General features: G+C 58.6%; 9 protein-coding genes. 6 read left to right on the forward strand and 3 right to left on the reverse strand.

The genetic code is table 11. The annotated features are described in order from the left end of the window. Positions 1-9 precede the first annotated feature (9 nt). The 3 genes from PAG01S_RS17005 to PAG01S_RS17015 are packed head-to-tail and all read left to right on the forward strand — an operon-like array spanning position 10 to position 5,284. Entirely contained in the window at positions 10-3,825 is a 3,816-nt protein-coding gene (locus tag PAG01S_RS17005) for a cellulose biosynthesis protein BcsC (RefSeq protein WP_062759449.1), read from the forward strand. Then, complete coding sequence (bcsD, locus tag PAG01S_RS17010) at positions 3,825-4,268, forward strand: cellulose biosynthesis protein BcsD (RefSeq protein ID WP_033759423.1); 444 nt, start codon at positions 3,825-3,827, stop codon at positions 4,266-4,268. The genes PAG01S_RS17005 and bcsD overlap by 1 nt, the downstream gene beginning before the upstream one ends. Before the next feature lie 8 nt (positions 4,269-4,276). Next, positions 4,277-5,284 (forward strand): family 8 glycosyl hydrolase, encoded by a 1,008-nt coding sequence (locus PAG01S_RS17015; protein WP_031590334.1) that lies wholly within the window; start codon positions 4,277-4,279, stop codon positions 5,282-5,284. A gap of 128 nt (positions 5,285-5,412) precedes the next feature. On the opposite strand, the gene bcsG is transcribed toward PAG01S_RS17015, so the two are convergent. The 3 genes from bcsG to bcsE are packed head-to-tail and all read right to left on the reverse strand — an operon-like array spanning position 5,413 to position 8,797. Next, positions 5,413-7,074 (reverse strand): cellulose biosynthesis protein BcsG, encoded by a 1,662-nt coding sequence (bcsG, locus tag PAG01S_RS17020; protein WP_022624842.1) that lies wholly within the window; start codon positions 7,072-7,074, stop codon positions 5,413-5,415. Beyond that, positions 7,074-7,262, reverse strand: a complete 189-nt coding sequence (gene bcsF / locus PAG01S_RS17025) for a cellulose biosynthesis protein BcsF (RefSeq protein WP_022624843.1) — start codon at positions 7,260-7,262, stop codon at positions 7,074-7,076. The genes bcsG and bcsF overlap by 1 nt, the downstream gene beginning before the upstream one ends. After that, complete coding sequence (gene bcsE, locus PAG01S_RS17030; RefSeq protein WP_062759450.1) at positions 7,262-8,797, reverse strand: cellulose biosynthesis protein BcsE; 1,536 nt, start codon at positions 8,795-8,797, stop codon at positions 7,262-7,264. Before bcsE ends, bcsF begins: the two co-directional genes overlap by 1 nt. A 206-nt stretch (positions 8,798-9,003) precedes the next feature. Here bcsE and bcsR point away from each other — a divergent pair, with 206 nt between their 5' ends. Genes bcsR through bcsA form a run of 3 tightly spaced genes read left to right on the forward strand, consistent with a single transcriptional unit; the run spans position 9,004 to position 12,532 of the window. Then, on the forward strand, positions 9,004-9,201 hold the full coding sequence (gene bcsR, locus PAG01S_RS17035) for a cellulose biosynthesis protein BcsR (RefSeq protein ID WP_010257416.1): 198 nt from the start codon (positions 9,004-9,006) through the stop codon (positions 9,199-9,201). Next, the gene (gene bcsQ / locus PAG01S_RS17040) at positions 9,201-9,932 is read left to right on the forward strand and encodes a cellulose biosynthesis protein BcsQ (protein WP_010257415.1); all 732 of its coding nucleotides are present in this window, start codon (positions 9,201-9,203) and stop codon (positions 9,930-9,932) included. Before bcsR ends, bcsQ begins: the two co-directional genes overlap by 1 nt. Then, positions 9,929-12,532 carry a UDP-forming cellulose synthase catalytic subunit gene (gene bcsA, locus PAG01S_RS17045; protein WP_033759432.1) on the forward strand — a complete coding sequence of 868 codons (2,604 nt, stop codon included), beginning with the start codon at positions 9,929-9,931 and terminating at the stop codon, positions 12,530-12,532. Before bcsQ ends, bcsA begins: the two co-directional genes overlap by 4 nt. Positions 12,533-12,535 lie beyond the last annotated feature (3 nt).

The raw sequence follows: 12,535 nt of genomic DNA on the forward strand, positions 1-12,535 counted from the left end.
ATAATAACAATGAAAAAAAATCTGTTAAGTGCCGGTATCCGTAAGGCGTTGCTGCTGGGCAGTGCGCTGGCCCTGTCACAGCCGCTGCTGGCGGCGGAAAGCGCCAACCCGGCGTTGCAGGCGCTGTTCGATCAGGCCTCTTACTGGCATCAGAAAGCGCATGACGACCTGGCGACAGCCTCACTGCAAAAGGTGCTGATGGTTGAACCCAACAACACTCAGGCGCTCTACCTGCTGGCGCTCTATTCACAGCAGGGTGGCGACACTGCGGCGGCGGCGCAGTATCGCGCCCGTCTGAGTCAGGTCTCCCCCAACGATCCGCATCTTGGCGAGCTGGATAACGCGCGCCAGATGCAGACCATTCCGCAGGCGCAGCTTGCGCTGGCGCGTCAGCAGGCGCGCAGCGGCAATATTCCGGCGGCGTTACAGACCTGGCGCAACACCTTCAGCGGCAATGCGCCACCACCCAGCGTCGCGGCAGAATATTATCTCACTATGGCGGGCGACCGTACGCTGCTGCCGCAGGCGGTTGAGGCACTGCGCCAGTTTGCGGCTCAGCATCCGCAGGACACCGGCGCACGGCTGGCGCTGGGTAAAGCGCTGACCTATCAGGAAACAACCCGTCGCGAAGGCATTGAGGTGCTGAGTTCGCTGGCGAGCGGTAATCAGGATGCCGACCGCTCACTGCGTCAGGCGCTGCTGTGGCTCGGTCCGCAGCCGTCAGATGCGGCGCTCTATCAGACCTGGCAGCAACGTCATCCGCAGGACTCCGCCGTCATCGACTACTACCGTAAAAACGTCGGCGGCGCAGAAAAAGGGGCCGGATTCAGCGCGCTGAACAGCGGTGACGTCGGCGGTGCGCAGTCCAGCTTTGAAAAAGTACTGGGTGCGAATCCGCAGGATGCCGATGCGTTAGCGGGCATGGGCTATGTGGCCCAGCGAGCCGGACGTTATCAGGAAGCGGCGGATTATCTGCAGCGGTCTGCTCAGCTCGGCGGCGATCAGGGTTCATCGCGTCAGCAGCAGGCTGACGATGCGCGTTTTTATGCACAGCTGGCCAGCGCCCAGCAGGCACTGAAAAGCGGAGACACGGCGCAGGCGCTGACATTAAGCGAACCGCTGGTGCAGGCTGACGGCGAAAAAGGGCTGGCCGCCAGACTGTTCCGCGCCGACGTGCTGCGCCGCACCAATCAGCCACAGCAGGCGGAGCAACTCTATCGCACTATTCTGCAAAGCGATGCGGATAACCGCAGCGCCAAAGAGGGACTGTTCTACGTTCTGCGTCAGCAGAATCGGGGCACCGAAGCTAACACGCTGCTGGGTGCATTGCCGGACAGCGTACGCCAGAGCGTCACGCCACGGGCCAATGAAGCCGATGCGCTGCGTCAGCAGGCGAAGCGTCAACTGGCGGCCGGTAACAATGCCGCTGCCATCGCGACGCTGCAGCAGGGTATTCATCGTTATCCCACGGATGGCTGGCTGCGGCTCGATTTAGCCCGGCTCTATCGTCAGCAGGGCGACACGCTGCTGGCGGCCAACGTGATGCAGCCGGTGATGCGCAACGGGGCCAGCACCAGCGAACTGTATGCCGGTGCGCTTAACGCCAGCGAAAGCGGCGGCTGGCAGCAGGCCAGCACGTTGCTGTCGCGTATTCCCGCTAACGCGAAGACGGCGGCGATGCGTGAACTGGCGCAGCGGGTTAATTTCAATCTGCAGATGAGCACGGCCGACCAGTATCTGGCGCAGGGCGCGACGGCTGCCGCCGCCAATACCCTGAAGGCGCTCACGGTTAATCCACCCACCAACCCGGTTGATGCCGGAAACCTGGCGCAGAAGCTGGCGCAGGCGGGCGATCTCACCAGCGCCGTTTCGGTGGTGCGGACTAACCTGCAGCGTGGCGTGCAGGGCAATGCGGGCGATTATGCCGCGCAGATGACGGTACTGAATCAGGCGGGCCTCGGCAGTGAGGCGCAGCGCTTCCTCAGCAACCCGGAACTGCAGGCGCGCAGTACGCCAACGCAACTGGCCGGTATTCGCAATGGCTATCTGATTAACGAAGTGGATCGTCTGCGGCAGCAGCGTCAGTACGCGGTGGCGTATGACAAGCTGATTGGTGCACTGCAGCAGGATCCGCAGAACCGCGATCTGATGTTCGCGATGGCCCGTCTCTACCAGGACGGCAAGATGAACCGGGATGCGGGCGTGGTCTATGACTACCTGATGACCCAGGATACGCCGACGCAGGATGCGCGCGTCGGGGCCATCAACGTCGCGCTGGCGCAGAACAATGTGCAGCGCGCTAATGAGCTGAGTCGCGGCCTTAACAGTACGACTCAGACACCGGATCGTCTGCTGCTGCTGGCGCGGGTCGCGGAAGCCAATGGCGAGCATTCTCAGGCGATGGCTTATCTGCGTTCAGCGCGCGGTCAGCTGATTGGCCTGCAGGGCGCGCAGCCTGGCAGCGTGCCGACCGTGGGCGGACTGGCGCTGGCGGATAATCCGTTTATCAACCGTGATACTTCGCCGGTGGGACGTTCACCATCCAGCTACGGCACCGTGCTGCCGTGGCAGGCGGCACCGGCGGGCGTTGCCGCTGGCGTGACAACGCAGGGCGAACCGGCCGCGGGCAGCGAAACCGTTGCTCAACAGTCACAGATTCTGCACGACGTCGACACCATGATGGATTCGCTGCAGGAAAAAACCGGCAGCTGGAGTCAGGGCATGGTGCAGGTGCGCGGGCGTGATGGCGAGTCGGGCCTGAGCAAGCTGACGGAAGCCAAAGCGCCGCTGACCTTCTCTACCGTGCCGTTTGAAACGGCGCGCCTCGACTTTACCGCCACGCCGGTCTCACTTACGGCGGGCAGTGGCGCAGCCGATGCCTGGCGCCGTTTCGGCACCAATGCGCTGAGTCAGGGCAGGGTGGTGGCTGCAGGCGGTGCAACGGTGAATGACCTGCCGAACGCCACCACCGATTCGCAAACCGCTTCGGGCGTGGAGCTGAATCTGGCGCTGAAGGGCGACAGCTATAAAGTGGATATCGGCAGTACGCCGCTGGGCCAGGATCTCAGTACTCTGGTCGGTGGCGTGCAGTGGTCACCGAAACTCACCGACTTCCTGACGCTGATCCTGACCGGTGAGCGCCGCGCGATTACCGACAGCCTGCTCTCTTACGTCGGCGCAGAAGATAAAACCAGTGGCAAACGCTGGGGACGCGTCACCAAAAACGGCGCTAACGCCCTGTTAAGCTACGACAATGGCGATGCCGGCTTCTATGCTGGTGCGGGCGCGTACAGCTATCTCGGCGAGAATGTCGCCAGCAACAACAACCTGCAGGCAACAGCCGGTGCCTACGTCCGTCCGTTCCACACTGAGGATCGCGAGCTGAAAGTCGGCATGAGCCTGTCGTGGATGGACTTCTCAAAGAACCTCAGCTACTTCAGCTACGGTCAGGGCGGCTACTTCAGCCCGCAGAACTATGCGTCGGTCTCGTTCCCGATAGAGTTCTCACGCAAGTTTGACGATCTGAAAGTGAATATTGGCGGTGCAGCCGGTTATCAGACCTACAGTCAGGATAAGAGCGCGTACTTCCCGTCGGATGCCAGCCTGCAGTCAGAGCTGGAATCCCTTGCCGCCAGCGGCAGCGTGAAAGACGCTTACTACTCCGGCGGCAGCAAAAACGGCATCGGCTACAACCTGCACGCCGGGGCGGACTACAAACTTAATAAAGATGTGACGATTGGCGGCCAGCTGGGTTATGACACCTTTGGTGACTACAACGAAAGCAGCGCACAGCTCTATGTCCGTTACCTGTTCGGAGAGAAGTAATGAGTGAGCATTCGGGGGTATCGCATCCTTATCAGCCAGGCTGGTTTGACCTGGTCAGCGTGCTGATTGACGGGATGATCGCCAACGCCGGTCAGCAGGAGGCGGAAGCCTTTCTCTATAAGATGGGGGAATCGCTGGCGAACCGCTATCCTTTGCCAGAGTCGCGTACCGTGCAGGATCTGGAGCGCGAGTGCAATCTGCAACTGGCGCGGTTTAACTGGGGCTTTGTGCAGCTTCAGCCGGAAGAGAAGGCGCTGCTGATTGCCTGTCACGCCTTACCGGCAGGCGACAACATCCACTCTCCAGCTGACTGGCAGGCGGCGTTTGGTGCGGTGATGGCCGGACTTTTTTCGGGCTGGTTGCAGGGCCAGGGCGGCAGCAGCATTGTGCCGGTTACGCTTGAACTCAACGATGGCAGCACGCTGCACTATCGATATCAATAGGATCGGAAATGAAACGTAATCCACTCTGGCGGGTCTGGCTCTGCTCTGTTTTACTGCTGGCCTGCAGCGCGCAGGCGAGTGCCAGCGGCTGGGAGACTTTTAAAAGTCGCTTTGTGACCTCAGAAGGGCGGATCACTGACACCGCCAATAACAACGTCAGTCATACCGAAGGCCAGGGTTATGGCATGTTGCTGGCGGTGGCCAACGACGATCGCGCCACCTTTGATCGGTTGTGGCAGTGGACGCGCAGCCAGCTGCGTAATCCGCAGACCGAGCTTTTTTACTGGCGCTACGTGCCGGGCAGTGACAACCCGGTCGCCGACAAGAATAACGCCGCGGATGGCGATGTGTTGCTGGCCTGGGCGCTACAGCGTGCTGCACAGAAATGGCAGGTGGAGAGCTACCAGCAGGAATCTGACCGTATTCAGCGCGCCATTATCAGGCTGGATGTCACGAGCTTTGGCGGCCACACCGTGATGCTGCCGGGTGCGCAGGGCTTTAACAAAGTCAGTTATGTGGTGCTCAATCCCTCTTACTTCCTGTTTCAGGCGTGGCGCGAGTTTGGTGAACACAGCCATCTTCAGGTCTGGGATAAGCTGATTAACGATGGCTTTGATCTGCTGGGTAAGCTGAGCTTTGGTAAAACCGGGCTGCCAATGGACTGGGTCGCACTGAATGCCGACGGTTCGGTTGCCCCGGCCGTCGGCTACTCGAACCGCTTCAGTTACGATGCGATTCGCGTGCCGCTGAACATCTGGTGGTATGACCCGCACAGTCTGGCACTGGTGCCGTTTCAGCGCGTCTGGCAGGGTTACAGCCGCATGCTGACACCCGCCTGGTTCGACGTGCTGGCGAATGCCCCTGCACCTTACCATCTTGAGGGCGGACTGCTGGCGGTACGTGACCTGACGCTGAATGAAACCGGCTATCTGAGCGATAAGCTGGCTGCGGATCAGAACTACTTTTCTGCCAGTCTGCAGTTGCTGACCTGGCAGGCGTTTCAGGAGAAGCGCTGATAACTGGCAGAATGGCTGCACTGGCCGCTATTCTGCCATCGACAGCCACGCGCTCAACAGGGAGCAGGCGCCGCGCCTGACCCGCCTTTAACTGCCGGGTCACGGCTCTGCAACCCGGCGGTCACGCGTTACTGCGGATAGGCGACCCAGTCGCCGCCGTTCAGCCTGATCCAGGGTTTGCCCTGATACATCATCACCACTGCACCGTCATTTTCCGACACCACCGGCGTCTGCGGCAGCTTGTCAGTCAGCACCGACATATTCACATTCGGGGCATTAAATACCTGCCCATCTACGACGCGCGACACAATCTCTGACAAGGCCAGCAGGCTGGTCGGCGCATCAATGTTCAATGGCTGAGCCTGATGCGGCGCCTTCATTCCGACGAATTTAATGCCCACCGGTACGTGAGTAATATCCGGGCTGGGAATATCGCGCAGGCCGGACATCTGCATCTTATCTCCCTGCAATGCTGCGCCATGCTCGGGCACCACCAGCACCATGACGCGGCGGCCCGACTTCTCCAGTTGCGTCATAAAGGCATCAAGCTGATCGAATAGTAGTTGCGCGCGCGGCTTCCACGGCGCGGTTTTGGTGCTGCCGAGTTCGCGGGTGCCGTCGTGCAGCGGGATCAGATTGTAGAAGGTGGCGCTGCGTGCATCGCTGCTTTTGCTGCGGTCGTCCAGCCAGCGCTGCATCAGTTGCGCATCGTTGAATACCGGCGAGCCGTCGAATGATGTCAGTTCTGGTGCGATACCCGCCTGTGACATCAGCGGTGCCTGAATATCGCCGCCCTCGCGCACCTCCTTCAGATAGTTACCGAATACGCCGGTGTGATCCATCATCAACTGCTCTTTAAAGCCCAGCTTCGCCAGATTGTCGAACAGATAGCAACGCGGATCGGCAGGTTTATAGAGATCGCTATGCGAGGTCTGGCCACAACTGGCACGCAGCAGTCGGATACCCGCCGGTCCGCTGTAGCTGGTTGCGGCGTTGTAATTGCTCAGCATGATGTCGAAATGCTGCCACAGCGGATGGTTACGCAGCTGGGAAGCATCCATATCAGACCAGGCGAGCGAACAGATATTGATCACCAGGATGTCGAAAGGCTGCGAATCGGCGGGCAGATTGTCGGGAAAATGCGTCACGCGCTGGCGTTCACTTTCATGAAAGCGGTTCAGCCAGGCGGTGAGATTCGCGCTGGTCGGCGGCGCAGACTGCTCCAGTCCATCCGGCGTGGCGGCTGGCTGGCCGCCGCTGGGTGTCTGATTCAATACGACCTGTGGCGTAGCCGTCCGGGTCGGCAGCAGCGACATCGCCGGGCCAGCAATCGTCAGCACGTTAAGCCAGATCAGCATCAGGGAAACCAGCACCGTGATGCGAATCCATTGTGAAACAAACAGATAGAGAACCAGCAGCACAAAGGCGGCTCCCACCATTTGCCAGTTAATAAAGCGATCGGCCAGGTCGAGCAGATAGGCCGCAGAGAAGCCCGCCAGCTGATCGCCCTGGCTGAGTATGCTGCTGAGTCCTGGCAGCCAGGTGTCGTGCCAGAACAGCGCGATGCCAACCGGAATCGAGATCAACTGGCGGATGCGATGCAGGCGCGCCGAGGGTAACGGAAAAAGCAGCCAGGCGAGAAACACCAGATTGCTCAGGGCGTGAAAATTGAGATAGCCATACCACAGCAGGCCGAACTTCAGTAAAAAGTAGAAATTCCAGCCGCCCAGTCCGCGCCAGGAGGACCAGAAGCGGGAAGAGGAGGCCGCCGCGGGTTGATCAGTATTCATTAATTTTTTCTGTCCGTTTCAGAGGATTGACGCTGCCAGTAACCTTCCGATTTAAGCGCGCGCGCTGGCAACAGACGATTCATGATGCCGTTCCAGCGACGGGGTAGCCATTTTTGATATAATGGCTTTAAAAACAGCAGGATAACCAGAATAAGTAGCGCAATTTGTACCCAGTCCATCAGATTCATCAGGCTTTGTTCTCCGGCAGTAAAGTGATGGGCTGCGGTGCAGCGCGTTCATGTGTTTCAGGCCGGCTCTCAACGGCGGCGCGGGCCGTCTCTGATACCGGAGCCAGATCCTGAATTGCCATCGGCGTCAGTTTCTTAATATTGCTGACTTCTGCGAGGATCTGATTATCCTCAAACCAGACCATCCGGTTAGCAAACAGCTCGTCGTGAGGCAGAGAAAAGATATATTTCAATGCCTTATCAAGGTCGTTATAGCGGCAGGAAGAGAGGAAAAGGATGACACGATCTTCCAGTACCGTGACCAGGTCTCCAAAGCGGCGCGGTTTACAGAGCGTCAGGATTTGCTGAGGCTTAAGCTGTGGCACAGGCCGCAACGCGACCAGCAGGCCCTTATCATTTTCCGGCAGCAGGGTATTGCTGATCAACTGGCCGACTGACTGACAGAAGGCATCGAGACGCAGGTAGCCTTTCTCATGCAGAGGCTGCAACGAAGCGGTTAACGCCTCAAGACTGGCGGGAACGCGACGGTTAAACACCTGTCCCTGAAGGCCCTCCAGCGTGGTCAGAAAGCGCGACAGTGTGGCGTTGGTCGGGACGATGGCGTTTACACCGCAGGCCAGCAGCAGACGTTCGTCGCTATAACGCAGGCTGGCCCCCATCTCGCGCACCACAATTTTCAGTCCGTTGCCGCGTGTACGACGCAGGCTGTGCACCATCTTCGCCAGTTCGTTGATATATTCGCTGCGGGTCAGGCTGAAAATCACCGTTGCGGCATTGGCCTGCTGCGCCCGCAACCAGACCTGCTCGTTATCCTCGAACAGTTGCCACTGGCGTGAAAGCGGCGGCGCGCCTTCGAGCACGATGTTGTCCGCAAGATAATGCTGCTCATCGTTGAGGCTCAGCGGTTCCTGCTTTTCATTTAAGGTAAAAAAGCGTTCATTTTCACAGCCCAGACGTATTGCCCGATCGGCAAGCAGGCGTTTCGCGGCATACCACCAGTTAATTCGATACTGCCAGCTATCCTGCTGAAAGCTCAAATGCGCAACGCCATCCAGCTGACGAAAATAACGCTGAAGATGATTACTCAGATTTATTATTGTGGTGCCAGAGGTCACGATTAAAAGGGTGAGCTTTCTTTTATGCAGAGTCTGACGCATGCCCTTTATCCAGCGGGATAATTCTGCGTCATCAAGCTTATCCCATTGCGCGGCGTTGCTATTAAATATCACTAACCCATTTTTACTGCCGAGCGTGCGCAGAAAATCGCTTTCCAGCTGCAACAAACTGCTTTTGCTTTTGGAAAGAGAAAACAGCGGAATACGATCGGGTCCGCCAATGGGATCGGGCGTCAGCAAATCACGCGGCGGCTGGTCAGCGCTGATCAGCGTTACGGCCTGCTGATGTGAAATTACCTGTCGAATAAAAGTGCGGGCGTCATCCTGCCGCGCACAGGTCACCCAATAACAGCCGGGCGTTTGCAATGCCGTTAATTCAGGCTGAACATGCAACAGCCCCAGCGAAAAAGAATTTTTCATATTGAATTCGTTATTTTTCCAGTCCAGGCTAGCTTATTATAGACAGGCCGGGATGTAACCTGAGAAATTTAAACATTGCTAATCACAGGCCGGCTCACATTGTTCTGCAATTGCCGCGTTTCTGGAAATATTTTTCAACTTTCCTTTACGCGTACGCGCAGTCGGTCATCCTGAGTGTGACGTTGTTTTATTTTTGGCGAACAGTAATGAAAAACCACAATCTCTATAACCCTGTTGCCGCTGATGGCGATCGTCAGGATGATATTAGTGCGTTGCGTGATGCGTTTTCTTTGCACTCTTTCCGCTATGTCGACATTGCGCGGGAAGAGCGCCTGAAAGCGATCGTGTCGCGCTGGCCGCTGTTAGCGGAAACCCTTGCCAGCCAGTCTGAGACCGATCGCTGATGCCGCAGATCGCGCTTCAGGGCGTACGGGGCGGCGTCGGCACGACTTCTCTTTGTGCCGGATTAGGCTGGGCGCTGGCGGCACTCGGCGAACGAGTATTGTTGATCGATGGCTCCCCGGTCAGCCAGCTCGGCGTGCATTTTAATCTGCCCGCTCAGCAGGATAATGGCTGGATGAAAGCACTGTGTGAGGGCGGTGACTGGCAGCACAGCGGGCTTCGCTATCCCGATGGTCCTGATTTGCTGCCTCACGGGGTGCTGTCCCATCAGCATGCTTTGACTATTGCCAGACAGAATGAGGCGATCGCCGCGCCGCTGCTCCAGGCATTACCGGACCTGCGGGCGCGCTATCAGTGGATTATTTTCGATCTGCCTGCCGATACCCTGCCCTGGCATGAAACGCTCTATCCGACGCTGGACAGCCTGTTGTGCGTCACTCAGCCAGACGCGAATTGCCATTTACGGCTTAGCCAGCGCCAGTTTCCGGCGCGCACCCGGTTTATTATCAATCAGTTTAATGCCAACAGCCGTCTGCAGCAGGATCTGCATCAGCTCTGGATGGCCTCGCTGAATCCGCTGATACCGCTGCTGATCCACCGGGATGAGGCGCTGGCAGAAGCGCTGATGATGAAGCAGCCGGTCGGTGAATACCGGCCACATGCGTTGGTCAGTGAAGAGATCATCACGCTGGCAAGCTGGCTGCTGCTCAATCTGAATGGAGTGAGCTCTTGAATCCGTTGTGCTGGCTGTTAACAGCGCCCGCCTGGCAATCGCTGCACAGGGGCTATACCACCGCGCGAGGCAATGGCGCGTCCCGCTTCGCCAGTGCACTCCATCTGTTCTGGTCAGTGCTGGGCCTGATGCTGCTTCGCTTCGAAACGCCGGGCTGGCAGCGGATTATTCAGCAGCGCCGCCGGCTCTATCCGCACATTTCGCCGGAGCGGCCGCGACCGCTGGATATCCTGCGTTATCTGATCCAGACGCTGTGGCTTTTGGTGATCCTGCCGCAGAGCGATCGCGCTCGTGGCGGTTTCCGTGGCCTCGGTGCGCTGTCTGGCTGGCGCCACCATGGCTACCGCTGGCTGGACAAGGCCGTTGCCCAATCACAGACCCAGGGAATCGATGTGCGCATCGAACACTGGCTGAAGCGGCTGTCGCCGCTGGTGCGACGCAGCCTCTTCGCCGTCACTGCCCTGTTTGCCACGTTGCTGGCGCTGCTCTGTATCAGCCAGCCGTTTGGCCTGATGACGCAGTTTATCTTTGTGGTACTGCTCTGGAGTCTGGCGATGCTGGTACGACGCATCCCGGGGCGTTTCCCGACCATGATGCTGATTGTGCTGTCGCTGACCGTATCGTGCCGCTACCTCTGGTGGCGCTATACCTCGACGCTGAACTGGGACGATCCGCTGAGTCTGGTGTTTGGTCTGCTGCTTATTGCGGCAGAGACCTACGCCTGGGTGGTGCTGGTGCTGGGCTATTTTCAGACGCTCTGGCCGCTTAATCGTCAGCCGGTGTCGATGCCTGTCGATCGGGATCAGTGGCCAGGCATCGATCTGCTGGTGCCAACCTACAACGAACCGCTCAGCGTGGTCAGACCCACCATCTACGCTGCCATGGGCATCGACTGGCCGAAAGACCGCCTGAATATCTATCTGCTCGACGACGGCGACCGGCCGGAATTCCGCGACTTTGCCGCCAGCGTGGGTATCAACTATGTCGTCCGTCCCACCCATGAGCACGCCAAGGCCGGCAATATCAATCACGCGCTGAAAAAGTACTGCCGCAGCGAATTTGTGGTGATTTTCGACTGTGACCATGTGCCGACGCGCGCCTTTTTGCAGATGACCATGGGCTGGTTTATTAAAGATCCCCGGCTGGCGATGATGCAGACGCCACATCACTTCTTCTCGCCTGATCCGTTTGAGCGCAATCTCGGGCGGTTTCGTCGTACGCCCAATGAGGGTTCGCTCTTTTATGGACTGGTGCAGGACGGTAATGATACCTGGGATGCCACCTTTTTCTGCGGCTCCTGCGCCGTGCTGCGCCGCAGCGCACTGGATGAAATTGGCGGTATTGCGGTGGAAACCGTTACCGAAGATGCCCATACCTCGCTGCGGCTGCACCGGCGCGGCTACACTTCGGCCTACATCCGCATTCCTCAGGCGGCCGGACTGGCGACCGAAAGTCTGTCAGCGCATATCGGACAGCGTATCCGCTGGGCACGCGGTATGGTGCAGATCTTCCGCCTTGATAACCCGCTATTTGGTAAGGGGCTGAAGTGGGTACAGCGGCTCTGTTATGCCAACGCCATGCTGCACTTTCTCTCTGGCATTCCGCGGCTGGTCTTCCTGCTGGCGCCGCTGGCGTTTCTGCTCTGTCATGCCTACATCATCTACGCACCTGCGCTGGCGATCGCCATTTATGTTTTGCCCCATATGCTGCATACCAGCCTCACCAACTCGCGTATTCAGGGACGCTGGCGACACTCTTTCTGGAGCGAGGTCTACGAGACGGTGCTGGCCTGGTATATCGCCCGGCCTACCACCGTGGCGCTGTTCAATCCTCATAAAGGGAAGTTTAACGTCACCGCAAAAGGCGGGCTGGTGGAGGAGGAGCATCTGGACTGGGTGATAACCAAGCCCTATATGCTGCTGGTGCTGCTCAACCTCGCAGGGGTTTTGATGGCGTTCTGGCGCATGCAGCACGGTCCGGCCAATGAGGTACTGACGGTATGGGTGAGCCTGATTTGGGTGCTCTACAACATGATTATCCTTGGCGGTGCGGTAGCGGTTTCGGTTGAAGCACGGCAGATCCGTGAGGCGCACAGGGTGGAGATCGCCATGCCGGCCGCCATTGCACGCGAAGATGGTCATATGCTGCCCTGTACGCTGCGTGACTACTCTGACGGCGGCGTCGGGCTGGAGATGCGCGAGCCGGATGCGCTGCGGGAGAATGAAAAAGTGTGGCTGCTGCTGCGTCGTGGACAGCAGGAGTTCAGCTTCCCGTGCCAGGTGCAGCGGGTCTTTGGCCACCGGGCTGGCGTGCGTCTCCATCAACTGACCACTCAGCAGCATATTGAATTTATCCAGTGTACCTTCGCCCGCGCCGATACCTGGGCGCTGTGGCAGGACGGTTTTCCGGAAGATAAACCGGTCCAGAGCCTCGCCGATATCATGATCCTCGGTTTCAAAGGTTATCTGCGCCTGGCGGAATATGGCCCGCCGCAGTTACGTCGGCTGTTTAACCTGCTTACCGTTGGGGTGAGCTGGCTGGCTTCGCTGTTGCCGCAAGGCATCGGTCGTGTGCCAGCTTCAAAAAACGCATTGAGTTGATGA

Origin of the sequence: Pantoea agglomerans NBRC 102470 (genome assembly GCF_001598475.1) — a bacterium.
GTDB classification, from domain to species: Bacteria; Pseudomonadota; Gammaproteobacteria; order Enterobacterales; family Enterobacteriaceae; genus Pantoea; species Pantoea agglomerans.